Origin of the sequence: Paenarthrobacter sp. TE4293 (genome assembly GCF_050435325.1) — a bacterium.
Lineage (GTDB): Bacteria > Actinomycetota > Actinomycetes > Actinomycetales > Micrococcaceae > Arthrobacter > Arthrobacter nitroguajacolicus_C.
In genome coordinates, this window is sequence record NZ_JBNJRY010000009.1 from 84,267 (window position 1) to 108,062 (window position 23,796).

The 23,796-nt window shown below is 64.5% G+C and carries 24 protein-coding genes; 9 read left to right on the forward strand and 15 right to left on the reverse strand.

Annotated elements, in window-relative coordinates; genetic code table 11:
- Nucleotides 1-43 precede the first annotated feature (43 nt).
- The 7 genes from QF015_RS17760 to truB form a co-directional block, all read right to left on the reverse strand.
- Nucleotides 44-1,387: a M16 family metallopeptidase gene (locus tag QF015_RS17760; RefSeq protein WP_310201242.1), complete on the reverse strand. Its 1,344-nt coding sequence runs from the start codon at nt 1,385-1,387 to the stop codon at nt 44-46.
- Nucleotides 1,388-1,483: 96 nt separating this feature from the next.
- Entirely contained in the window at nt 1,484-3,748 is a 2,265-nt protein-coding gene (locus QF015_RS17765; protein ID WP_310201245.1) for a polyribonucleotide nucleotidyltransferase, read from the reverse strand.
- Nucleotides 3,749-3,989: 241 nt separating this feature from the next.
- A complete protein-coding gene (gene rpsO, locus QF015_RS17770) occupies nt 3,990-4,259 on the reverse strand; it encodes a 30S ribosomal protein S15 (protein WP_261611043.1) in 270 nt (89 codons plus the stop codon).
- Between the two features lie 159 nt (nt 4,260-4,418).
- Nucleotides 4,419-5,402, reverse strand: coding sequence for a bifunctional riboflavin kinase/FAD synthetase (locus QF015_RS17775; protein ID WP_310201248.1), 984 nt, complete (start codon nt 5,400-5,402; stop codon nt 4,419-4,421).
- Nucleotides 5,403-5,490: 88 nt separating this feature from the next.
- Nucleotides 5,491-5,925 (reverse strand): hypothetical protein, encoded by a 435-nt coding sequence (locus QF015_RS17780; protein WP_429390320.1) that lies wholly within the window; start codon nt 5,923-5,925, stop codon nt 5,491-5,493.
- Between the two features lie 20 nt (nt 5,926-5,945).
- On the reverse strand, nt 5,946-6,299 hold the full coding sequence (locus tag QF015_RS17785) for a hypothetical protein (RefSeq protein WP_429390321.1): 354 nt from the start codon (nt 6,297-6,299) through the stop codon (nt 5,946-5,948).
- 2 nt (nt 6,300-6,301) lie between these two features.
- The gene (gene truB / locus QF015_RS17790) at nt 6,302-7,243 is read right to left on the reverse strand and encodes a tRNA pseudouridine(55) synthase TruB (RefSeq protein WP_310201254.1); all 942 of its coding nucleotides are present in this window, start codon (nt 7,241-7,243) and stop codon (nt 6,302-6,304) included.
- A 34-nt stretch (nt 7,244-7,277) separates the two neighbouring features.
- Between truB and QF015_RS17795 the strand changes: the two genes are divergently transcribed.
- Nucleotides 7,278-8,432 carry a pyridoxal phosphate-dependent aminotransferase gene (locus tag QF015_RS17795; protein ID WP_310201256.1) on the forward strand — a complete coding sequence of 385 codons (1,155 nt, stop codon included), beginning with the start codon at nt 7,278-7,280 and terminating at the stop codon, nt 8,430-8,432.
- A gap of 27 nt (nt 8,433-8,459) precedes the next feature.
- On the opposite strand, the gene QF015_RS17800 is transcribed toward QF015_RS17795, so the two are convergent.
- The 4 genes from QF015_RS17800 to QF015_RS17815 form a co-directional block, all read right to left on the reverse strand.
- A complete protein-coding gene (locus QF015_RS17800) occupies nt 8,460-8,942 on the reverse strand; it encodes a nucleoside deaminase (RefSeq protein WP_310201258.1) in 483 nt (160 codons plus the stop codon).
- An 84-nt stretch (nt 8,943-9,026) separates the two neighbouring features.
- Nucleotides 9,027-9,530 (reverse strand): 30S ribosome-binding factor RbfA, encoded by a 504-nt coding sequence (gene rbfA / locus QF015_RS17805; protein WP_310201259.1) that lies wholly within the window; start codon nt 9,528-9,530, stop codon nt 9,027-9,029.
- A 77-nt stretch (nt 9,531-9,607) separates the two neighbouring features.
- Entirely contained in the window at nt 9,608-12,466 is a 2,859-nt protein-coding gene (infB, locus tag QF015_RS17810; RefSeq protein WP_429390322.1) for a translation initiation factor IF-2, read from the reverse strand.
- Between the two features lie 152 nt (nt 12,467-12,618).
- Nucleotides 12,619-12,873, reverse strand: coding sequence for a YlxR family protein (locus QF015_RS17815; RefSeq protein WP_310202445.1), 255 nt, complete (start codon nt 12,871-12,873; stop codon nt 12,619-12,621).
- Between QF015_RS17815 and QF015_RS17820 the strand changes: the two genes are divergently transcribed.
- The gene (locus tag QF015_RS17820) at nt 12,793-13,056 is read left to right on the forward strand and encodes a hypothetical protein (protein ID WP_429390370.1); all 264 of its coding nucleotides are present in this window, start codon (nt 12,793-12,795) and stop codon (nt 13,054-13,056) included. The two genes, QF015_RS17815 and QF015_RS17820, sit on opposite strands and share 81 nt — an antisense overlap.
- Nucleotides 13,057-13,157: 101 nt before the next feature.
- On the opposite strand, the gene nusA is transcribed toward QF015_RS17820, so the two are convergent.
- Both nusA and rimP read right to left on the reverse strand, forming a co-directional pair.
- The gene (nusA, locus tag QF015_RS17825) at nt 13,158-14,138 is read right to left on the reverse strand and encodes a transcription termination factor NusA (protein ID WP_310201263.1); all 981 of its coding nucleotides are present in this window, start codon (nt 14,136-14,138) and stop codon (nt 13,158-13,160) included.
- Nucleotides 14,138-14,746, reverse strand: a complete 609-nt coding sequence (gene rimP, locus QF015_RS17830; RefSeq protein WP_429390323.1) for a ribosome maturation factor RimP — start codon at nt 14,744-14,746, stop codon at nt 14,138-14,140. The genes nusA and rimP overlap by 1 nt, the downstream gene beginning before the upstream one ends.
- A gap of 105 nt (nt 14,747-14,851) precedes the next feature.
- On the opposite strand from rimP, the gene QF015_RS17835 reads away from it, so the two are divergent.
- From QF015_RS17835 to QF015_RS17850, 4 genes are read left to right on the forward strand one after another with little or no spacing between them, the layout of a single operon-like run.
- On the forward strand, nt 14,852-15,931 hold the full coding sequence (locus tag QF015_RS17835; protein WP_310201266.1) for a DUF4439 domain-containing protein: 1,080 nt from the start codon (nt 14,852-14,854) through the stop codon (nt 15,929-15,931).
- A gap of 51 nt (nt 15,932-15,982) precedes the next feature.
- On the forward strand, nt 15,983-16,711 hold the full coding sequence (locus QF015_RS17840) for a VIT1/CCC1 transporter family protein (protein WP_429390324.1): 729 nt from the start codon (nt 15,983-15,985) through the stop codon (nt 16,709-16,711).
- 34 nt (nt 16,712-16,745) lie between these two features.
- On the forward strand, nt 16,746-17,768 hold the full coding sequence (locus tag QF015_RS17845; protein ID WP_429390325.1) for an aminoglycoside phosphotransferase family protein: 1,023 nt from the start codon (nt 16,746-16,748) through the stop codon (nt 17,766-17,768).
- Nucleotides 17,769-17,771: 3 nt separating this feature from the next.
- Nucleotides 17,772-18,548, forward strand: coding sequence for an aspartate dehydrogenase domain-containing protein (locus tag QF015_RS17850; protein WP_310201272.1), 777 nt, complete (start codon nt 17,772-17,774; stop codon nt 18,546-18,548).
- Nucleotides 18,549-18,581: 33 nt separating this feature from the next.
- On the opposite strand, the gene QF015_RS17855 is transcribed toward QF015_RS17850, so the two are convergent.
- Both QF015_RS17855 and QF015_RS17860 read right to left on the reverse strand, forming a co-directional pair.
- Nucleotides 18,582-19,379 (reverse strand): sulfite exporter TauE/SafE family protein, encoded by a 798-nt coding sequence (locus QF015_RS17855; RefSeq protein ID WP_310201273.1) that lies wholly within the window; start codon nt 19,377-19,379, stop codon nt 18,582-18,584.
- The gene (locus QF015_RS17860; protein ID WP_310201275.1) at nt 19,376-21,187 is read right to left on the reverse strand and encodes a proline--tRNA ligase; all 1,812 of its coding nucleotides are present in this window, start codon (nt 21,185-21,187) and stop codon (nt 19,376-19,378) included. The genes QF015_RS17855 and QF015_RS17860 overlap by 4 nt, the downstream gene beginning before the upstream one ends.
- A gap of 466 nt (nt 21,188-21,653) precedes the next feature.
- Between QF015_RS17860 and QF015_RS17865 the strand changes: the two genes are divergently transcribed.
- From QF015_RS17865 to QF015_RS17875, 3 genes are read left to right on the forward strand one after another with little or no spacing between them, the layout of a single operon-like run.
- Nucleotides 21,654-22,403 carry an ABC transporter ATP-binding protein gene (locus QF015_RS17865; protein ID WP_429390326.1) on the forward strand — a complete coding sequence of 250 codons (750 nt, stop codon included), beginning with the start codon at nt 21,654-21,656 and terminating at the stop codon, nt 22,401-22,403.
- 8 nt (nt 22,404-22,411) lie between these two features.
- The gene (locus QF015_RS17870) at nt 22,412-23,155 is read left to right on the forward strand and encodes an ABC transporter permease (RefSeq protein WP_429390327.1); all 744 of its coding nucleotides are present in this window, start codon (nt 22,412-22,414) and stop codon (nt 23,153-23,155) included.
- Nucleotides 23,152-23,763, forward strand: a complete 612-nt coding sequence (locus tag QF015_RS17875; protein WP_429390328.1) for a TetR family transcriptional regulator — start codon at nt 23,152-23,154, stop codon at nt 23,761-23,763. The genes QF015_RS17870 and QF015_RS17875 overlap by 4 nt, the downstream gene beginning before the upstream one ends.
- Nucleotides 23,764-23,796: the final 33 nt, after the last annotated feature.

The following is a 23,796-nucleotide window of genomic DNA, read 5'->3' on the forward strand; positions in this document are numbered from 1 at the left end:
GTGTGATCATGCTGCCCTGACGACGGTGCGTGAGTCCAGAGACTTAGAGGCCGAATGTCTCGGTTTCCTCGAAAGGACCGACGACGGTGATGGTGCGGGGCGCTGCTGCCAGTTCGCGGGCGAGTTCCTGCACTTCCTCCACCGTGACCGCCTGGATCCGGGCCAGGGTTTCGTCAATGTCCTGGAATTCGCCCGAGACCAGTTCTGCCCGGCCCAACCGGGACATCCGGGATCCCGTGTCCTCGAGGGCCAGAACGATTCCACCACTCAGTTGTCCTACTGCCTTACGGAGTTCTTCCTCCGTGATGCCGTCCTTGGCGAGCTTTTCGAGCTCCACGCCCAGGAGTTCCAGCACCTGCCGGACCTTGGACGGCGTGCAACCGGCGTACATGCCGAAATACCCTGCGTCGGCGTAGGCTGCCGCGAAGGAGTACGTGGAGTACACCAGTCCACGCTTTTCGCGGATCTCTTGGAAGAGCCTGGAGGACATTCCGCCACCCAGGACGGCGTTGAGAACGCTCATAACGAACCGGCGGTCATCCGTTGCGACAATCGAGGGGCAGCCCACGATGATGTTGGCCTGCTCCACGGGACGCTTGACGACGTGGAGTCCCGAGGTCCCGGTGATGACGGCCCGGTCGGTCCCCCGGCGGTCGACGGGCGCCGCGTCAGGGTTAAGCTGCCAGCCCGCAGCCGTCAGGGCATCGAGGACGAGGTCGCAGACGACGTCGTGATCCAACCCGCCCGCAGCGGTGATCACCAGTTCCTCAGGGCGGTAGTAGCGCTGGTAGTGCTCCCATACCGAATCCCGTGCCACGGCTTTGATGGCGTCCGGGGTTCCGCCGATGGGGCGGGCCAGGGGGTGGTTGCCGAGCACGGCCTCCACGAACTTCTCGTGGGCAACGTCAGTGGGGTCGTCGCTGTCCATGGCGATTTCCTCGAGGATGACGTCGCGTTCCTGTTCCAGTTCCGCAGGATCGAGGACGGCGCCCGTGATCATGTCGGCGATGACGTCGATGGCCATGGGAAGGTCCGTGTCCAGGACCCTGGCGAAGTAGCAGGTGCTTTCCTTGGCCGTGGCCGCATTCGATTCGCCGCCGACTTCGTCAAAGGCCGAGGCAATCTCCAAGGCCGTCCGCCGCTTGGTGCCCTTGAACAGCAAGTGCTCAAGGAAGTGGGTGGAACCATGTTGGCCGTCCGCTTCGTCGCGCGAACCCACTGCCACCCAGAACCCGATGGTGGCCGAACGCTGGCCGGGCATTGCCTCGGTCAGGACGCGCACGCCGCCGGGAAGGACCGAGCGCCGAACGACGGAACCGCCCTCGGCACCATGGATCAATTCGCCGCCGGGAAGTGTTTGCTCCAGCGGCAAGGGTACGACAGTCATCAAGGCCTTTCAGGTTTCAGGTTTTCGGGTTAAGGCCGGAAGGGCCGGTGGCGCTTTTTCAAGCCCACCGGCCCCGCCGGGTGTACTGCTTACAGACTACTCTGCGGACTCTTCCGCGGCCTCGGCCGGAGCGTCCTCTGAAGCTGCGCCCTCTTCATCGGCCACAACCGGGGAGAGGGAGAGCTTTCCGCGGTCGTCGATCTTGGTGATCTCGACCTGGACCTTCTGGCCCACGGAGACGACGTCATCAACGTTGTCCACGCGCTTGCCATTGGCCAGCTTGCGGAGCTCGGAGATGTGCAGCAGGCCGTCCTTGCCTGGGGTCAAGGAAACGAAAGCGCCGAAGGTGGTGGTCTTGACGACCGTGCCCAGGTAGCGCTCACCGATTTCCGGAACCTGCGGGTTGGCGATGGCGTTGATCGCGGACCGTGCTGCATCGGCCGACGGACCGTTGGTGGCGCCGATGTAGACCGTGCCGTCATCTTCGATGGAGATGTCCGCGCCGGTGTCTTCCTGGATCTGGTTGATCATCTTGCCCTTGGGGCCGATGACCTCGCCGATCTTGTCCACGGGGATCTTGACGGCGATGACGCGCGGAGCGAACTCGGAGAGCTCGTCCGGGGTGTCGATCGCTGCGTTGATGACCTCGAGGATGTGGAGACGGGCTTCGCGGGCCTGCTTCAGTGCTGCTGCAAGCACGGAAGCGGGGATGCCATCCAGCTTGGTGTCCAGCTGGATGGCCGTCACGAACTCGGACGTACCGGCAACCTTGAAGTCCATGTCACCGAAGGCATCTTCGGCGCCGAGGATATCGGTCAGCGCTGCGTAACGGGTCTGGCCGTCAACCTGGTCGGAAACCAGGCCCATGGCGATACCGGCAACTGCGGCCTTCAGCGGCACACCAGCGTTGAGCATGGACAGCGTCGAAGCACACACCGAGCCCATGGACGTCGAACCGTTGGAACCGAGGGCCTCGGATACCTGGCGGATGGCGTACGGGAACTCTTCGCGGGAGGGCAGGACCGGAACAAGGGCGCGCTCAGCGAGTGCGCCGTGGCCGATTTCGCGGCGCTTCGGGGAGCCGACGCGGCCGGTCTCACCGGTGGAGTACGGCGGGAAGTTGTAGTTGTGCATGTAGCGCTTGCGCGTTACCGGCGACAACGAGTCGATCTGCTGTTCCATCTTGAGCATGTTCAGCGTGGTGACACCCATGATCTGGGTTTCGCCGCGCTCGAAGATTGCCGAACCGTGAACGCGGGGCAGAACCTCTACCTCGGCGGTCAGCTGGCGGATGTCCGTCAGGCCACGGCCGTCGATGCGGACCTGGTCCTTCAGGATGCGCTGGCGGACGACCTGCTTGGTCACCGAGCGGAATGCTGCGGACAGTTCCTTCTCGCGGCCTTCGAAGTCACCGGCAAGTGCGCCCAGGACTTCGTCCTTGAGCTCGTCGGAGGCGTTGTCGCGCTCCTGCTTGTCAGCGATCTGGAAAACAGCAGCCAGTTTGTCAGCGGCTGCGGCTTCCACAGCTGCGTAGACATCGTCCTGGTAGTCCAGGAAGACCGGGAACTCAACGGTGGGCTTGGCAGCGCGTGCCGCCAGGTCCGCCTGTGCTTCGCAGAGTGCCTTGATGAACGGCTTGGCAGCCTCGAGGCCCTCGGAAACAACCTCTTCGGTAGGAGCGGTTGCGCCCTGTTCCTTGATGAGGTTCCAGGAGTTGTCCGTGGCTTCGGCTTCGACCATCATGATGGCGACGTCGTCACCGTCGGCACCCGACACAACCCGGCCGGCCACGACCATGTTGAAGACGGCGTTCTCAAGCTGGGAGTGCTTTGGGAAAGCAACCCACTGCGAACCCTGTTCGTCGGCGATGAGGGCAACGCGGACGCCACCGATCGGGCCGGAGAACGGGAGGCCGGAAAGCTGGGTGGACATCGAGGACGCGTTGATAGCGACCACGTCGTAGAGCTCGTCGGGGTTGATCGCCAGGACGGTCACGACGATCTGGACCTCGTTGCGCAGGCCCTTGACGAAGGCGGGGCGCAGCGGGCGGTCCATGAGGCGGCAAGCCAGGATGGCTTCGGTGGACGGGCGGCCTTCGCGGCGGAAGAACGAACCCGGGATACGGCCGGCAGCGTACATGCGCTCTTCAACGTCAACCGTCAGCGGGAAGAAGTCGAAACCTTCGCGCGGCTGCTTGCCTGCGGTGGTTGCGGAAAGCAGGGCGGTGTCTTCGTCGATGTAAACCATCGACGCGCCGGCTGCCTGCTTGGCAAGGCGGCCTGTTTCGAAGCGAATGACGCGCTTGCCGAAACGGCCGTTGTCGATAATGGCTTCGGAGAACTGGATTTCGGGACCCTCCATAGAGAGTCACCTCCGTTTCTGTTAGCGGAAGTCCGCCGCATCAACCCAGGCCTCTTCTTTTTTCCTGGCCTGTACGACACCCGGTCATCGATCGAGATCCACGGGCCCCATCAGCGGAGATGGTTTTCCCGGGAATCACTACCGAGGACCGCGAATGCGCGATGCGGTTGATTCCTGTTTTTAGTTGTTTTTGAAGAAGGCGGCCCGTTCCGCGAGGGACCGGGCCGCCCCTAAAGGCAGACTAGCGACGCAGGCCGAGGCGCTCGATGAGCGAACGGTAGCGGGCAATGTCGGTGTTCTTCAGGTAGGTCAGCATGCGCTTGCGACGACCAACCATGGCCAGCAAACCGCGCTGGGTGTGGAAGTCGTGCTTGTGCTCCTTCATGTGCTCAGTCAGATCCTTGATCCGCTGGGTCAGGACTGCAACCTGGACCTCGGGCGAACCGGTGTCGCCTTCAGAGGTTGCGTATTCCTTGATGATGGACTGCTTTACAGCGGCTTCAAGTGCCACGTGAACTCCTAGAGTTGTGCCGTGCCTCCCGGTGCAGCGCCTCGCTGACGGGTTGTCCTTGGTACGTTGCCGCACACAAAAACAGGTCCAGCCGCCACGGACTGCAGCCGGATCCACTGACCAGTTTACCGGCAGGTCAGCAGTGTTGTCGAAATGCGCCTAACCCTGGCCCAGCAGCTCATGCGCCTGGGCCACGTCCAGGCACATTTGTTCCACCAACGCCTCGGGTCCACGGTAGGCCACCATACCGCGCAGGCGCTGGGTAAATTCAACGGCAACGGTCTGCCCATAGAGGTCGAAGTCCTCCACGTTTTCTTCCGGACGGTCGATCACGTGGGCTTCGACCTGGCGGCTGACGCCGTCGAAAGTCGGATTGGATCCCACGGAAATTGCGGCCGGCCACCGGGTGCCGGCCTGGTCAATCAACCAGCCCGCGTAGATGCCGTCTGCCGGAACGTACCCCGTCGAATCGTGGGCAAGGTTGGCCGTGGGGAACCCGAGATCGCGGCCGCGGGCTGCGCCGTGCACCACTTCGCCACGCATGCGGTGGGGCCGACCCAAAACTGCGGCAGCGGTCACCACATCCCCTTCGGACAAGGCTTCCCTCACCCAGGTGGAGGAACAGCGGCGGTCCGTGTCCCCGTCGTCGTGGACCGGAAAGCCTCCTGCGCCGAACTCATTGACCACCTGGACGCCGAAGCCGAGCTGGTCGCCCAGTTCCTGCATGGTGACCACATCACCGGCGTTGCCGGCGCCGAAACGCAGATCGTGGCCGACCACCAGGTGCGCCGCGTGGAGCCCGTCCAGAAGGACCTCGCGGACGAACTCCAAGGGCGTCATCGCCGCCAGGTCCAGTGAGTACTTCATCACCAGCACTGCATCAACGCCGGTTTCCGCCAAGGCCTCCAGCTTGTCCTGGAGTCCCATGATCAGCTCGGGAGCCGAATCCGGCCGGTGGACCTGGGCAGGGTGTGGATCGAAGGTCACCGCGACCGACGGGATGTTGTGGCGCTTGGCGGTATCGGTCACTTGCGACAAGACGTGCTGGTGGCCGCGATGGACGCCGTCAAAGTTCCCGATGGTAACGACAGTAGGTCCGAAGTCCTTGGGGACTTCGGTGGGATCGTTCCAGATGTGGACCATCAACCTCGCCTTTTACTGCAGATATTCGTTCTGCCCGGCAACCTCCCGGCGCCGGAACATTCTAAGGTTACCCGCAAGGGCAGCTGGCTTAGGACGGCCGGCGCTTGTTAAGCCACAGGAGTCCGAGGATCGGCAGGACCAGGGGGACGAAGCCATAGCCCCGGCCGAACAGCGACCATACGGTGTCGTGCGGGAAGGCCACCGGATCGAAGAGGCTTATCGCTCCCACGACCAACACGCCGATCAACTCCGTGAGCACTGCTGCCACGGAAACCTTGAACCAGGTGCGGCCCTGCTTGGCCAGGGAAACAGTCGCCACGATATAGACGACGGCGGCGAACGCCGAGAGGATGTGCGCCAGCGGCGCTTCGGCGAACTTGGTGGCGATCTGGTAACCGGCACGCGCTGTCGCCGACAGCGCGAACACCGCATAGACCGCGATCAACAGGCGGCCCGGACCCGTGTTCCGGGTGTCCTTCTGCTCCGGCTGCTGGCTCGCCGGATTTGTCTCAGTTCCAGTCACGTTATGTTCTTCCTTCAAAATCAGTACCAGATCTGGTTCATGCGGGCACCCATCACGAGCACCGTGACACCCACTGCCGCCAGGACGAAATTGCTCCAGCGGGTTCGTTCAAGGATGGCCCAATAAACGGCCCCCAGCGGGATCAGGAGTGCCGTCGCCAGGTAGCCCCAGAATTCCCAGGTTTCACCGGCGATCTGCTCGCCCATCGCTACCCGGACGATCGAGCCCACCAAATACACCAGAAGTACCAGTTCAACAGCAAGAACGGAGAAGATGGTGGGATCGTTCGGTGGTTTCTTCATCAAGCCGGCAACGAGGCACATGATCGTCGACACCAGTCCGACAATCAGGAGGGCGTAGAAGTATCCGTCCATGGCTACTTTGCCTGTCCTGTCGCGGTTCCGGAACCCGTCCCGGTTCCGGGCGCAAAGACGAGCACCGGTTTGGCGAAGCTTCCGGAATCCGCCAGCAGCGCTACCAACTCCCCCGAGGGCGCGAACGCTGCAGCAGGCTTTTCGGCCGTAGCTGCCTCCGGCGTTCCTGCTCCGGGGCCGGCAGCAATCCTGCGGCCGAAGGAGATCTCGGTCGTTTCTTCGTCGCTCAACTCCCGGTTGGGCATGAGCGACCGCGCGGCCAGGGACATCTCCAACACCTTGAGTTCTTCTGCCAACTCGTCCAAGGTCCGCGCCTGGTCCAGCGTGTACGGACCAACCTGGGTCCTGCGCAAGGCCGTGAGGTGTCCGCCGACGCCCAGGCCATTGCCGAGGTCGCGGGCGAGGGCCCTGATGTACGTGCCGGAAGAACATTCCACGGTGACGTCGACGTCAACTACCCTGCCGCCGTCGATCCTTCTGGTGGAGTGGATGTCGAAGCGGTGGATGGTGACAGGTCGGGCCGCGAGCTTGACTTCCTCGCCCGAGCGGACACGGGCATAGGAGCGCTCACCGTTGACTTTGATGGCGCTGACGCTGCTGGGCACCTGCTGGATGGGCCCTGTCAGGGCGGCCACACCGGCGGCGATGGCCTCGTCGGTGACTCCCGCCGCGCTGCGCGCCTCCGTGACCTCGCCCTCGGCGTCGTCGGTGATGGTGGTTTCGCCGAGCCTGATGGTAGCCGTGTACGTCTTGGACGTCCCCACGATGTAGGTCAGCAGGCGGGTGGCCTTGTTGATGCCCAGGACCAACACGCCTGTCGCCATGGGATCGAGCGTCCCGGCGTGCCCCACTTTCCGGGTACCGGCCAGCCGCCGCATCCGGCCAACCACATCGTGGCTGGTCCATCCCTGCGGTTTGTCAACGATTACCAGTCCAGAAAGCACGCTTACCAGTATATGGGTGGCTAGGATGGCTCCCATGCCTGAGCTTGCCCCGCACGTGCGCGATGTCCCCGTGAACCAAATCCGTGAGATCACCGAAGCCGCCTGGGCGACACCCGGGGCGATCGTGCTCAGCATCGGCGAGCCGGGCTTTGCGCTGCCACGCCACGTTCTGGACGCGGGCATTGCCTGCCTGGACCGGGATGAGACCAACTACACACCGAACGCCGGGATTCCCGCGCTCCGTGAGGCCTTCGCGGCCCGCTTCCGGGAACAGCAGGGCGTGGACATGGGCGCTGAACGGGTCTATGTGGTGGACGGCGCCCAGCAGGGCCTGCATTTCGCCATGAGCCTTCTGCTCTCCCCCGGAGATGAAATCCTCATTCCCAACCCCGGCTATCCCACCTTCGGCATGACCAGCCGCCTCCTGCATGCCGTTCCCGTACAGTATCCGCTGTACCCGCAGAACGACTTCCAGCCGCATATCGAGGACATCGAGGCCCTCATCACACCTCGTACCAAGGTGTTGGTGCTGAACTCTCCCTCCAACCCCCTGGGCGCCGTCATCAGTGAAGAAGCCACGCGCCGGCTGGTAAAACTGGCAGTGCGGCATGACCTCTGGATCATTTCGGACGAATGCTATGAGGCTTTCACCTTCGATGTCCCCCATGTCAGCCCTGCCCGCTTCGACAGCGACGTTCCTGGCGAAGCCCGCGTGTTCACCTCCCTGACCCTGTCCAAGACGTACGGCCTGACGGGCCTGCGGATCGGTGCCTTGATCTGTCCGCCGGGGTTGGAGCAGAAGATGAACAACGTCATGGAGTCCATCGTGTCCTGCGTTGCGTCTCCTTCGCAGTACGCGGCACTAGCTGCGCTGACAGGGCCTCAGGACTACGTCTCCCGGGCGCGCGGGCATTACCGGAGCAACCGGGACGCGGCGTCAGCTGTGCTGTCGGAGAAAGGCATTCCGTTCCTGGGAGCACAAGGAGCGTTCTACTTGTGGGCGGACGTGTCCCATGTCAGCGACGGCGATGTCCGCACCTGGGTTCGCAAGTTCCTGGCGGATTCCGGTGTGTCGTTCGCCCCGGGAACGGCGTTCGGCTCGATCGGTGAGGGCTGGATCAGGATCGCCCTCTGCGGCGGGCAGCCGGACCTGCTCGACGGCGTTGGCCGGCTTCCGGCGAAGGTTTAGTGCGCGGTCGCTCCGGTGACGGAGTGCTCAATACGCGGTCCGGCGGGTGTGGTGCCGCCAGGCCTCGAAAGGGTCATCGGAGGCAGCCAATTCAGCGTGTTCCACCGGGAGCAGCTCCGGCCTGCTGCCGGCAAAGTACTCATAGAACACTGCGTCGTCGAAACCCGCCCTGGCGGCACCGTGCCTGTCCGCCGCGAAGTAGACCTGGCCGATCCTGGCCCAGAGCGTTGCGGACAAACACAACGGGCAGGGCTCACAGCTGGCATACAATACGGAACCGCTGAGGTCGAACCTTTGTGTTGCCGCGGCCGCCCGGCGTATCGCCACGACTTCTGCGTGGGCCGTGGGATCGTGGTCGCGTGTTACCCGGTTGACTCCCTCATGCACAGCACCGTCGGGGGTGACCACGACGGCGCCGAAGGGACCGCCGCCGTCGGAAACGTTCTGCACCGCAAGGCTGATGGCACGGTTCAGGTATTCATCACGTTGCTGTGTACTGTGCGCCGACATGCTCTGATCCTAACGAGTTTGAATACAGCTCATGCCCCTAAAACGCAGTCTTAGGGGCATGAGCTGTACAAAACCTCTGAAGTTTTAGCGGTTGGCGTCTTCGTCGAGTTCGTTGTCGCCGGAGAGGTCAGTGTCCTCTTCGTCGAAGTCGTCTTCGTCGATGTCCTCCGGGGCGTCGCCCTTGTAGGGGTCGGCCTCGCCTGCGTGCTTGGCGCTGGCAGCCAATGCGGCCACCTCGGCATCGCGGCGCTTGGCTTCGCGCAGCAACTCCTCGAGGTTGGAGGCATTGACCGGAATCTGGTCCGCAACAAACTCAAGCGTCGGGGTCAACCGGACGGTGATGTTGCGGCCGACTTCCTGCCGCAGCACACCCTTGGCCTTTTCCAAGGCACGGGCGGCATCGGCGTGGGCTACTTCGTCACCGAATACGGTGTAGTAGATGGTTGCGTGCTGAAGGTCGTTGGTGACGCGGGCGTCGGTGATCGTGATGGACTCGACACGCGGATCCTTGACGCGACGTCCGAGCGCTTCCGCGACGACGACCTTGATCCGCTGTGCCAGCTTGGCAGCGCGTGCGGGATCGGCCATGACTTCCTCCTGGAAAGTAGAAACGGGGACGGAACGGGTCCGCCGGGGCTACCCGACGGACCCGCTCCAAACGGAACCTAGACGCGCGGCTTTTCGCGCATTTCGAAGGTCTCGATGATGTCGCCTTCAGTGATGTCATTGAAGGAGCCAAGACCGATACCACACTCGAAGTCCGTCCGGACTTCGGTTGCGTCATCCTTGAAGCGCTTGAGCGTCTCAACGGTGAGGTTGTCACCGATGACCTTGCCGTCGCGGCTGACACGTGCCTTGCTGTTACGGCGGATGATGCCCGAGCGGACGATCGAGCCTGCGATGTTGCCGAACTTGGAGGAACGGAAGACTTCGCGGACTTCGGCAGTGCCGAGCTGGACTTCTTCGTACTCCGGCTTGAGCATGCCCTTGAGAGCCATCTCAATGTCATCGATTGCTGCGTAGATGACCGAGTAGAAGCGCATATCCACGCCTTCACGGTCGGCCAGCTCAGCAACGCGCTCGGCCGGCTTGACGTTGAAGCCGATGATGATGGCGTTGTCCACCGTAGCGAGGTTGACGTCGTTCTGCGTGATGGCACCCACACCGCGGTGGATGACACGGAGCTGAACGTCGTCGTCTCCGACGTCGATCTTGAGCAAGGCGTCTTCGAGGGCTTCCACGGCACCGGATACGTCACCCTTGAGGATGAGGTTGAGGGTGTCGATCTTGCCTTCGGCAACGGCCTGGTCGAAGTCTTCCAGGCTGATGCGCTTGCGACGCTTGGCCAGTGCGGCGTTGCGGTCGGCAGCTTCACGCTTCTCGGCGATCTGGCGGGCCGTACGCTCGTCCGGCGTCACCAGGAAGGTGTCACCTGCACGCGGCACGTTGGACAGGCCGAGGACCTGGACCGGACGGGACGGCAGTGCGACATCGAGCGCCTCGCCGTTCTCGTCGAACATGGCGCGAACGCGGCCGTGAGCCGTACCGGCCACGATCGTGTCGCCAACTGCCAGGGTTCCGGACTGCACCAGGACGGTAGCAACCGCACCGCGGCCCTTGTCGAGGTTCGCTTCGATGGCAATGCCTCGAGCGTCCTTGTCCGGGTTGGCGCGCAGATCCAGAGCAGCGTCGGCCGTCAGCAGGACAGCGTCGATCAGTTCGTCGATGTTGAGGTTCTGACGTGCAGAGACCTCAACGAACATGGTGTCGCCACCGTATTCTTCGGGAACCAGGCCGTACTCAGTCAGCTGGCCCTTGACCTTGTCAGGGTTGGCGCCTTCCTTGTCGATCTTGTTCACTGCGACGACGATCGGCACGTTGGCTGCCTGGGCGTGGTTGAGAGCTTCCACTGTCTGCGGCATGACGCCGTCATCAGCTGCAACAACCAGGATCGCGATGTCGGTGACCTTGGCACCACGTGCACGCATGGCCGTGAAGGCCTCGTGACCAGGGGTGTCAATGAAGGTGATGTCGCGTGCCGTGCCCTCGTGGACATGGCTGATCTGGTAGGCACCGATGTGCTGGGTAATGCCACCGTGCTCGCCGGCCACAACGTTGGAGTTGCGGATCGCGTCAAGCAGGCGGGTCTTACCGTGGTCAACGTGACCCATGACGGTGACAACCGGTGCGCGGGGCTCCAGGACGTCGTCGCCTTCGGCGTCGAGCTCGTCCTGGATGTTGATGTCGAACTGGTCAAGCAGTTCGCGCTCTTCGTCTTCCGGCGAAACAACCTGGAGCTTGTAGCCGAGTTCGGCGCCGAGCAGGCCAAAGGTGTCCTCGTCCAGGGACTGCGTAGCCGTGGCCATTTCACCGAGGTGGAACAGCACGGTCACGAGCGATGCGGGGTTCGCATCAATCTTCTCGGCAAAGTCCGTGATGGACGAGCCGCGACGCAGGCGGATGATGGTCTCGCCATCGCCGCGGGGTACCGATACGCCGCCCAGCGACGGAGCACTCATCTGCTCCAGTTCCTGGCGCTTTGCACGCTTCGACTTGCGCTGCTTGCCACGACCGGCGCCGCCCTTGCCGAAGGCACCCTGGGTTCCACCGCGACCGCGGCCACCCTTGCCAAAGCCACCGCCGGCGGGAGCTCCGCCACCGGTACCTGCACCGGGTGCGCCACCGGGACGACCCGGACCGCCGCCGGGACGGCCTGCGCCACCCGGACGACCTGCGCCGCCCGGAGCCGGACGCTCAGTACGGTTGGGCATCATGCCCGGAGTAGGACGGTTTCCGCCACCGGGACCGCCGGCAGGACGCGGAGCGCCCGGACGGGGTGCACCCGGACGCGGGGCGCCCGGACGGGGACCACCGGTTCCTGCTGCAGGACGGGGACCGCCTGCGCCGGCAGCGGGGCGGGGACCACCGGGGCGTTCGCCGTCATTGCGGCGCTCACCGCGGGGCATGCCCTGCGACGGAGCGAACGGGTTGTTGCCCGGACGCGGCGGACGGTCTCCGTCGCCACCACGGCCACGGGGCATGCCCTGCGACGTAGCAAACGGGTTGTTGCCCGGACGGGGACCGCCGGGACGGGGAGCCTGGCCACCTTGACGCGCCGGAGCCGGGGTCTCTGCCTTGGGAGCAGGACGGGCACCGGGCTTTGCCGAGACCGGGGTGGATGCGGCCGGAGCCGCGGGTGCTACCGGAGCGGGGGCCGCCGGAGCGGGGGCTGCCGGAGCAGGAGCAGCAGGCGCCGGGGACGGCGCCTTCGGTGCTGCGGGACCCGGAGCCGGAGCGGCCGGTCGGGATGCTGCGGGACGGGTTGCCGCCGGAGCGGCTGCAGGCGCGGCAGCCTTGGCTGCGCCGGCACCCGGGTAAGCGTCGCGAAGCTTCTTCACGACGGGGGCCTCGATGGTTGACGAGGCGGAGCGAACGAATTCGCCCAATTCCTGCAGTTTGGTTACTGCATCTTTGGAAGTAATACCGAGCTCTTTGGCGAGCTCATGTACGCGGACCTTGGCCACATTTCTCCTGTCTCGGTCCGCACCGAGCCAGGCACGAACCGTCTACTTCTTACTGCGGGCCTTCGCCGCTTGCGCGATTGAAAGGCCCATTGCAGAGCGCAACAAAGTTGTCATCGTTACGCACTCATCGCTGGGAACTCATCGGGTTTCCATCAGTTTTCTGACCCGCTTTCAGGTTTGGACGGTTTTCCTGCGGAGGCCTTGGCCCCTGCAAGTGGCGTGCCCGTCATCAGGTAACGTTCGACGGCGCCCGTTTCGGCGGCACCCGCAAGGGCCCTTCCGAAAGCGCGCCGCTTGATCGCCAATGCCAAGCACTTTTCGCTGGGGTGCAGCCACGCACCCCTGCCGGCCATCCGGCGTCGTTCATCCACCAGAACGGCGGACGAACCGCTGCCTTGGGCGACCAGCCGGACAAGCTCGGACCGGGAGCCTTGCTTCCGGCATCCGATGCAGGTGCGAACAGGCCCATGGCCATGTTCGAGCAGTTCAGCCACGACGTGTCCAACCTGCCTTACGCTACTGGCGCCCGACGGGCCCCGGTCCTGCAAACGCAGCTGAGGCACGCCAAAGCGCGCGGATACCGGACGTAAGCCCGGTTCCATCTAGTCTAGCCCCCCGGCCCCGCACTCCCGAAACCGGGGGTGAGGCCAGCGCGGCGCGGAACCGGCGGCATCAACCGCCGATTGGACTGTTAGTCGACCTTTGCCGGGGCGGCGTCGGAAACAATATCGATCCGCCAGCCGGTCAGCTTGGCAGCAAGCCGCGCGTTCTGGCCTTCCTTGCCGATCGCCAGCGAAAGCTGGTAATCGGGAACCACCACGCGCGCCGATCGGGTTGCTTCATCGGTGATAGTGACCGAATTCACTCGGGACGGCGACAGCGAGTTGGCGATAAAGGTAGCCGGGTCGTCGCTGAAATCGACGATGTCGATCTTTTCGTCGTTCAGTTCCGTCATGACAGCGCGGACACGTGAACCCATTTCGCCGATGCAGGCACCCTTGGCATTGACGCCGGGAGTGTTGGCTTTGACGGCAATCTTGGTGCGGTGGCCGGCTTCACGGGCAAGCGCCACGATCTCAACGGAGTGGTCCGCGATCTCGGGAACTTCCAGTTCGAACAGCTTGCGAACCAGTCCGGGGTGCGAGCGGGACAGGGTGATGGAGGGTCCCTTGGCGCCACGGTGGACATCCACAACGAAGGCGCGCAGGCGGCTTCCGTGGAGGTACTTCTCACCCGGCACCTGCTCGGGCGGCGGCAGCAGCGCCTCAACAGCTCCAAGATTGACCTGGATCATGTGCGGGTTGTTGCCCTGCTGGATCATGCCGGCAACCAGTTCGCCTTCACGGCCCTTGAACTCACCCAGCACGTTGTCGTCCTCCACGTCACGAAGACGCTGGAGGATGATCTGGCGGGCGGTGCTGGCTGCGATACGGCCAAAACCGGCCGGGGTGTCTTCGAACTCGCCGATGGGCTCGCCATCGTCGTCGATCTCGGTGGCCCAGATGGTCACGTGGCCGCTCTTGCGGTCCAACTCTGCACGAGCCTTCTCGAAGGCGCCCGGCGTCTTGTGGTACGCCACCAGCAAGGCCTGCTCAATGGTGGGAATCAGGAGATCCAGCGGGATTTCACGCTCACGCTCCAGGAGTCTCAGTGCGCTCATGTCAATATCCATTAGGCCTCCTCAGAAGGTCCGTTGTGCTCGTCTTCCAGCGCAGCCTCGTGGAGGTGGCTGAATTCAATCTCGACTTTTCCTTGGCGGATCCTGTCGAAAGGAATAGTGATGGGGTCGCCCTGTTTTGGCTTCATGCCCTTTTTGACCTCGTGCTCGGGGATCAGAGTCACGGCGTCGTCCTCCACTGAGGCAATGCGGCCCAGGAGGTTCTCACCCTGGATGACGTTGACCCTGACCATCCGACCCCGCGCCCGGTGCCAGTGGCGGGGCTCTGTCAAGGGGCGGCCGACGCCAGGCGAAGAAACCTCGAGGTCGTAAGGGCGTCCGTCGTCGTGGGGATCGTTGTCCAGAATATCGGACAGCCCGCGCGAGACCTCCGCAATGGCGTCAAGGCTGACGCCGCCGGTTTCCTCCTGCGGAAGGTCCACCACAATGTGGACCGTACGGTGTGAACCGGCAACGTGGATGGAAACATCCTCGAGGTAGAGCCTGCTGGCAAGGACGGCCGGTTCGAGCAGCGCTGTGAGCCTGCTCTCTTCCGGGTTGTGGATGGCCGTTGAGTTCGATTCAGAACGGTCTGTTGAAGTCGTGGCTTCCGAGTCACTCACGTTGCCCGCCGCCTCCCGATAGATGTTGTTGTGACTACTAGCCTAACGATTTTCCCGGGAACATGGTGCACGGAGTTCGCCGCCCACGTGACACCATGGTCTGTTGTGAACGGGCAGACAAGCGAAAAACGACGAACACCCCCTTGGGGCCGGGTGGTGCTGGTTGCCGTGGTGGCGCTGCTCGTGGCGGGCACCGGAATAGTGCTTATCCCCCGTGATTCCGGCACTCCTCCGCCCGTCCCCTTCACCGAAACGGCCCGCGCCGGCGCGCTCCAGGACACGTTGCAGCTGCGCGAATCGGCCGCCGCCCTGTCTGAAGCGGCAGATCAGGCCGCAGGAAAGTCGCTCCCGGGTGACGCTGTGACTTTGCTGACAACCCAGGCGCGCGCCCTGTTGGTCCCTGCCGACGCAACGCCCACCGCCCCCGGGTCCGCATCACCAAGCAGCTCACCGGACGCCACGCGCGCTTCCCTTGTCGCGGGATTGTCCGCGAGTGGAACGAAGCGGCTGGCGGACGCCCGCGAGGCCGACGGCGGTATCGCCCGCCTGCTCGCCGCTGTGGGGTCCGCGCAACTGCTTCAGGCCGAAAAGCTGGCCAGGGCATGGCAGGTCCCCGTCCCGAAGGATCAGGCGTCAGCGGATGCCACGGTGCCCGCGGCGACTCCCTCGGCGGCACCGTGCCCGTCGGTGAGTCCCACAGCGCATCCCACATCCGCCACCACGGACGCTGCACTGGCAGCGACGGTCCGCATGCATCAGGAAGCCATCTACGCCTATCAGGTGGCACTGAAGCGACTGGACAGCACAGCTTCGGGCTCCGCAGCCAAGGACCTTGAAACCCACGAGCTGTTGCTCCAGCAGGTCGAGGCACTGACCCGCGCCAACTGCGGGGACGTCCCTGCCAGTGAGGCCGGCTACCGGCTTCCGAACAGCTTCGCCGAGGATCCCGGGGCGTCATTGGCTCTGGTGGAAGCGTCATCGCTTCCCGTCTTGGGGGACCTGGTGGCCCTTTCCACGGGTGGGACCCGGGCCTGGGCGGTGGACGGCCTCCTGGCCGCTGCCCGCAGGAGCCTGGCATGGGGCGCAGCTACACCGGCGTTGCCCGGACTGGAGCTCGACGCCGGTGACTTGCCTGCCCTGCCGACGCCCACCGCGTCCGGGCCAGTCACTTCCCGGGCTGGATAGGCCAGCCTAGCCATGCTGGTCAACGCCGCCCACCGGTGCTTGGCTTGGATTATGGCTTCCACAGAAACTGCCACGACGCATGAGAACGAACCCCACCGGGATGATCTGGCCCACCGCCTGAACTGGTTGCGCGCCGGCGTCTTGGGCGCCAACGACGGCATTGTCTCCGTTGCCGCGATCGTGGTGGGCGTGGCGGGTGCCACGACCAGCACCGGCACCATCCTTGCCGCCGGCACCGCCGGCCTGGTGGGTGGAGCCATCTCCATGGCCTTGGGCGAATACGTGTCCGTCAGCAGCCAGAGCGACACCCAGAAGGCCCTGATCGAAAAGGAACGCCGCGAACTGGCAGAGCAGCCAGAAGATGAACTCAACGAGCTGGCCGCCATCTACGAATCCAAGGGCCTCAGTGCCACGACGGCACGGACCGTTGCTGAGGAACTCACCGAACATGATGCCCTGGCCGCCCACCTCTCGGCAGAACTGAATATCCACGAGGACGACATCGTCAGCCCGTGGAACGCAGCGTTGGCATCCGCGGTGGCCTTCACGTTGGGGGCTATCCTTCCTATGGCGGCCATCCTCCTGCCGCCGCCGGAACTCCGTGTGCCGCTGACCTTCGCTGCGGTGCTCCTGGCCTTGGCGATCACAGGGGCCGTGGGCGCCTGGATCGGTGGTGCGTCCCGGTTCCGCGCCGCTGTCCGGGTGGTGTTGGGCGGGGCCTTGGCGTTGGCTGCCACCTTCTCCGTGGGAACGCTCTTGGGTGCCAGCGGCGTTTTCTAGGAGCCGCGGGTTCCCGCAGAGTTAGGCTGATCGCGTGACCCTTCACGCGATGATTCCGATTCCGGGCGACCTGCACGCCCGGTACAACCGCGACTCCGCGGGACGCGACTGGCTGGCCAGCCTTCCGGGGCTGATCTCCGATGCTTTGGATCGTTGGCAACTTAGCGTGGACCTGGCTCCCGGCGCCGAACCGTGGAACGGCCATGGAGCCTTGGTGGTGCCCGTCCTCCAGGAGGGCACGCCGGCTGCCTTGAAAATTGCCTTCCCGCACGTCGAAGCACAGGTGGAGCGGCACGCCCTGGCGCTCTGGAATGGCCGCGGCGCGGTCCGTTTGCTGGCATCGGACGCCTCCAGTTGCTCGCTGCTCCTCGAACGCCTCGATGCCTCCCGTTGGCTCCATGACGCTCCGCTGGGTGAAGCGAGGGATGCGTGGGGCACCATCGTGCGCCACCTCTCCATCCAACCCGACGAGCGCCTTGAATGGCGGGCTTTTGACCATGTTGCCGCAACTGCCGAGCGGTGGAGTGATGAGCTTCCGGCGGAGTGGGAACGCCTGGACCGGCCCTTCCCCAGATGGCTGCTTGAAGCAGCGCTCGAAGTGTGCCAGACGCGTGGTGCAGTGGGACGCCGGTCGGGGCGGGATGTCCTGGTGCACACCGACCTCCATTTCATGAACATCCTTGCTGTCACCAGCGGCAATCGTGCCCACCGGGGCGAATACCTCGCCATCGACCCGCAGCCGCAGATCGGGGAGGCCGAGTTCGCCGTGGCGCCGGTTCTCTGGAACCGTATCCGTGACCTTTCGCCGACGGCCCCGGAAGCTGCGTTGCGGGAGCGTTGCCACGACTTCAGCCTCGCCGCCGGACTCGATCCCGAGATTGCCCGCCAATGGAGCATCGCCCGCGAGGTGGACAATGCCTTGGGATATGCCGCTTCTCCCCGGGACGCCGGTGACCTCGCCCGCTCGCTATGGGTTGCCAGTACCCTCGCGGGCCGGACACTTGATGACCTGCCGCCCGCCCATGAGCTTCCCGATCCAGGCGCGACGGCGCAGTAGGCCATGGGACTCACCGTTGCACTGATCGGATCCGGGGCCATAGGCTCGCGCATCGCAGAATTGCTCGACGCCGGAACTGCCCCCGGCGTCCGGCTCGCCGGCGTGGTGCCGCGTGGTGACGCCGGCACCGGCTTCAGCTTCGACGAGGCTTTGGACGTGGCTGATGTCCTGGTGGAGTGCGCCGGCGTTGCCGCCGTGGCTGAGTTCGGCCCGCGCACCATCTCAGCCGGGAAGGACTTGCTGGTCACCTCGATCGGTGCCCTGTGTGACGACTCCTTGCGGACAACACTGCTCGACCGCGGTCCAGGCCGGACGTTCCTGACCACCGGAGCGTTGGGCGGAATGGATGCGATCACGGCCGCAAGAACCGGTGGAACCATTCACCGCATCAGCTTGGAATCTCGAAAACTGCCGGCTGCCCTCGTCCAGCCGTGGATGGATGGGGAAACGAAGGAAGGGCTCCTCGCAGCCACCGGGCCCGTGGAGCTTCTGCGGGGCGGCCCCTCCGAACTGATCAGGGCTTTCCCCAAGTCCACCAATGTGGTCTCCGCGCTGGCCCTGGCAGCGGGAAAGTGGGATGTGGTGGAAGCGGTGCTCATCGCGGATCCCGGCGCCCACCAGACGTCCCACCACGTGGTGGCCGAGACCAGCCTGGGAACGTTCGACATCTGCGTCACCAACGAGGCATCCCCCGACAACCCGGCGTCGAGCGCCTTGGTGCCGCACGCCGTCGTGCGTGGCCTGACGTCCTTGGCCAATGCCAGCGGAAGCTTCATCTGACGCCGCCCGCGACAGGCCTGGACCGCGACAGGTCTAGGCCGCGACGTTCTCATTCCAGACGTCCACGCCAAGCTTGATGATCAGCGCGGCCACCACGATCAGGAACACGATGCGGACGAAGCCGCTCCCCCTGGCCACTGCGGTGCGGGCACCCAAGTAGCCGCCGGCCATGTTCGCCAGGCCCAGGACCAGACCCACGCCCCACAGCAGGGAGCCGTGCGGGAGGAAGAAGATCAAAGCTCCTGCGTTGGTAGCCATGTTCACGATCTTCGCCTTGGCGCTGGCCTCAAGGAAGGCGTAACCCATGGCTGACACCAGCGCGATCACCAGGAACGAGCCTGTACCGGGGCCGATCAGGCCGTCGTAGAAGCCGATGACGGCGCCGATGAGGCAGGCCACGACGTAGTGCTTGTGACCGTCGTGGCGGAGGGCCGTCAGTTCGCCCGCGCGGGGACGCAAGGCGGTAAAGACTGCGACGGCGATCAACGCCACGACGATGATCGGCTTGAAAACGCTGGCCGGCAGGGAGGCAGCCAGGATGGCTCCGCCGAAGCTTCCCGCCAACGCGATGACCGCCATGGGAATGGCGGTCTTGAGGTCGGGCCCAACGCGGCGGTAGTAGGTCACAGCACTGGTGGTGGTGCCGAAAATGGACCCCATTTTGTTGGTGGCCAAGGCCTGCACCGGCGTGATGCCCGGAACCAGCAGCAGGGCGGGGAGCTGGATCAGTCCCCCGCCCCCTACCACGGCGTCAACCCAACCGGCGGCGAATCCAGCCACCACAATCAGGATGAGGGTGGTGAGCTGGATCGATTCGAAGCCGGAAATCACCGGTTTCGTACGGCGTTGACCACGTAATCCACGGCCTTGTCCACCGGGATGTTCTCGGCTTCGCCGCTGCGGCGGTCCTTGATTTCGACGACGCCATCCACGAGGCCCCGGCCAACGGCCAGGATGGTGGGTACGCCCACCAGCTCGGCATCGCCGAACTTGACGCCCGGTGAGACCTTGGGGCGGTCATCGAAGATAACATCCAGGCCGGCAGCTTCGAGCTCTGCGGAGAGCTTTTCAGCGGCTTCGAAAATCTCATCGCCACGGCCGACAGCCACCACGTGGACGTCCGCCGGAGCCACCGAGCGCGGCCACACGAGGCCCCTGTCATCATGGTTGGCCTCGGCCAAGGCGGCGACGGCACGCGTCACACCCACTCCGTAGGAGCCCATGGTGACTACTACCTGCTTGCCGTTCTGGTCCAGGACCTTCAGGTCAAGGGCCTCGGCGTACTTGCGGCCCAGCTGGAAGATGTGGCCCATTTCGATGCCACGAGCGGTCTCCAAGGGACCGGAGCCGTCCGGTGCGGGATCGCCGGCGCGCACGTCGGTGCTCTCGATGACGCCGTCCCATGTGAAGTCACGGCCTGCAACCAGCCCGAAGACGTGCTTGCCCTCAGCGTTGGCGCCGGTGACCCAACTGGTGCCGGAGACGACGCGGGGGTCCACCAGGAAGAGCACCTTGGAGGAACCTTCAAGGCCAAGGACAGGCTCGTCAAGGGACAGGCCGGGGCCGATGTAGCCCTTGACCAGCCACGGCAGCTTCTTGAGGTCTTCTTCGTTGGCAGCCTCAAGGCCGATTTCACCGGCGATGGGCAGGTGGGAGCCGATGTTGGCTTCCACGCGCTTGAGGTCCACCCCACGGTCGCCGGGAACGCCGATAACAACAATCTGGCGCTCACCGGTGGGAAGCGTGACGGCGAGGACGACATTCTTGAGTGTGTCAGCGGCAGTCCAGGCACCGCCGTCGGACTCACTGCGCGGGGCCAACTGGTTGGCTGCGTCGACGAGGGTATCGATGGTGGGCGTGTTCGGCGTGTCCAGGACTTGGGCGGCCGGCGCGTTGGTGAAGTCGATGTCCTCGGGGACAACAGTGGTTACGGCCTCGACGTTGGCGTAATAGCCGCCCGCCGAGCGCACGAAAGTGTCTTCGCCGATCTCGGTGGGGAACAGGAATTCTTCACTCTTGGACCCACCCATGGCTCCGGCCGTGGCCGCCACGGGGATGACCTCCAGGCCCAGGCGCTCGAAAATCTTCAGGTACGCCGCCCGGTGTGCAGCGTAGCTTGCGTCCAGGCCGGCGTCGTCGACGTCAAAGGAGTAGGAGTCCTTCATGATGAACTCGCGGCCGCGGAGGAGGCCTGCCCGGGGGCGTGCTTCATCGCGGTATTTGTTCTGGATCTGGTACAGGCTGAGCGGGAGGTCCTTGTACGAGGAGTACAGGTCCTTCACCAGGAGCGTGAACATCTCCTCATGCGTGGGGGCGAGGAGGTAGTCAGCGCCCTTGCGGTCCTGCAGGCGGAACAGGCCCTCGCCGTATTCGGTCCAGCGGTTGGTTGCCTCATACGGCTCGCGGGGCAGCAACGCGGGGAAGTGGACTTCCTGGGCACCGATGGCGGACATCTCCTGGCGGATGATGTCCTCCACCTTGCGCAGGACGCTGAGGCCCAGCGGCAACCACGTGTAGATACCCGGTGCTGCGCGGCGGATGTAGCCGGCACGGACCAGGAGCTTGTGGCTGGCGACCTCAGCGTCAACGGGATCTTCACGCAAGGTGCGCAGGAACAACTGGGAAAGGCGAAGGACCACGGGTACGTATCCGTTTCTATGGCAGATGTGGCAAAAACAACTGCCTACTAATCTACCGGGTGCCCACACACAGAAGAGCCACGCCGTCGCGTGTGGAAGCCCCTGGCCCTCATGGGCTGGTCATCCTGCGATGGCGTGGCTCAGCGGCCGGCCGGCCGCAGACTCTGTCCGGGAACTAGATCGCCGTACCCTCCAGCGGAACGGGATCGCCTGCGACTGGGAAGCATTGGTCACTGCCGAACTTACGGGTGGCGATGGCGCCGACGACGCCCTGCAAGGTGTTAAGCATGATTCCCCCTGGTGCCACCCGTACCCCAACGACACGGCTTGGGAAGAACCTATGTGATAGCGGACACATTTTCAAGGATTGGTGGCGCCAGGCGTTGCCGGACTGTTGACCGCGCATGTGCGCGGATTTACCTTTATTTCATCAGTTGGTGAATTAATGGAGCCATCGGAGGCCCGCATGTCACCCCTTCCAGCGGCCATTGAAGCAGACGGCCTTCACGTCTCCCGCTCACGAACCACGATCCTCCGGGGCCTTGATTTCACTGTGGACTCCGGCCGGATCACTGGCTTGCTTGGCCCCTCCGGCAGCGGCAAGACAACGCTCATACGGGCGATCGTCGGTGTCCAGCGGATCACGAGGGGAAACCTCACCGTACTCGGCCGGCCCGCCGGCAGCGCGCCGCTGAGGCACGACGTCGGATATGTCACCCAGGGTGCCAGCGTCTATCCGGACCTCAGCGTCGAAGCGAACGTCCGCTATTTCGGTGCCATGCACGGCGCGACGGCGGCCGACGCCGCGGAGGCGATTGCCGCCGTCGGACTCGAATCCTTTGCCCGACAGAAGGCGGCGGATTTGTCCGGTGGGCAATTCAGCCGTGTTTCCCTGGCGTGTGCACTGGTTGCGCACCCAAAGCTGCTGGTCCTCGACGAGCCTACGGTGGGACTCGATCCTGTGCTGCGCGCCGAACTATGGGAGCGCTTCGCCACCATGGCAGCGGCTGGAACAACTCTGCTGGTGTCCAGCCATGTCATGGAGGAAGCCTCCCATTGCTCGTCACTGCTCCTGCTGCGCGACGGGCTGCTGCTGGCCCGGCTTTCCCCCGCCGAACTGGCTGAACGCGGGCACAGCAGTGACCTGGAGCGGGCCTTCCTGACCATCATCAAAGCCGCAGACCGCGGCCAGGAAGAAAGCCCGGTGGCATCATGAATCTCCGCATGACCCTCGCCACGACCGCCCGCGTCCTGGGCCAGCTGCGGCACGACCACCGCAGCGTCGGGCTGATCCTGGTGGTCCCCGCGCTTCTGCTTACGGCCGTCTATTTCCTCTTCGAGAACGAGACCCTGCCTCCGGGATTTCCGCGGACCTTCGACCGTGTAGGCCTGATGATGCTGGCCATCTTCCCGTTCGTGGTGATGTTCCTGGTCACCTCCATCACCATGCTGCGGGAACGGACATCCGGAACGCTGGAACGTCTCCTGACCACGCCCATCCACAAGGCTGATCTTCTGTTCGGGTACGCGATTGCCTTCTCCATCATGGCCGCGTTGCAATCATTGGTGGCTACCGCTGTTGCCTACTGGATTTTTGACCTTGACATCAAGGGAAGCCCTGGCCTGGTGGTCTTGATCGCCGTCATCAATGCCGTCCTGGGAGTTGCGCTGGGCTTGCTGTGCTCGGCCTTCGCCCGCACCGAGTTCCAAGCCGTCCAGTTCATGCCCGTCGTGGTGGTGCCGCAGATCCTGTTGTGCGGCCTGTTCGTGGCCCGGGACGATATGAACGACGTCCTGGAACGGATCTCCGGGGTCCTGCCGCTGACGTTCTCCGTGGATGCCTTGAAGGAGATTGCCGGAAACACCGAAGCCACCGCCGGGATGTGGCAGGACGCGGCGGTGATGGGTGTGATCGTGGTGGGGGTCCTCGTCCTTGCCTCGTTGACGTTGCGGCGGCAGACCCGATGAGCCTGCCCCAGGTCCGGCGGGGCCGCCGCAGCGCCGGAGACCACTCGAGGGAGGGCATCCTGTTTGCTGCGCGGAAGCTCTTCGCCGAGCAGGGATTCGAAGGAACCAGCCTCCGCCAGGTGGCCCGGGAAGCCTCGGTGGACGCTGCCATGGTGCACCACTTCTTCCGGGGCAAGGATGAGCTCTTCGCCGCCAGCGTGGAGTTGCCTGCCGACCCTGCAGAGGTTCTTGCCGGCGTCGAAACTTTGGACCCGGACGTCCGGGCGGAAGCGCTGGTCCGGGCAGTACTCCACCTGTGGGAAGGCCCCGCCCAACACGGTCTGGTCGCCTTCGTCCGCGGAAGCCTCGGCTCCAAGGCCAAGACGGCGCTCATGCGCGAGATGGTCAATCGCACCATCCTGTCCAGGATCATGGCGGGCATCCCTGGATCGCCTGGGGAATTGCGGATGCGCGGCAACCTGGTGGCTTCCCAGGTCATGGGATTGATGCTGGTCCGCTACGTCATCCGACTCGAGCCACTGGCATCGGCCGATCAGGAGGATGTGGTCAGCCTGGTGGCTCCCACCATCCAGGGCTACCTCACGGGGAACCTGGACTCCCCCGAGTAGCCGGCATTTATGCCGGCCAGTCATTTATGCCAC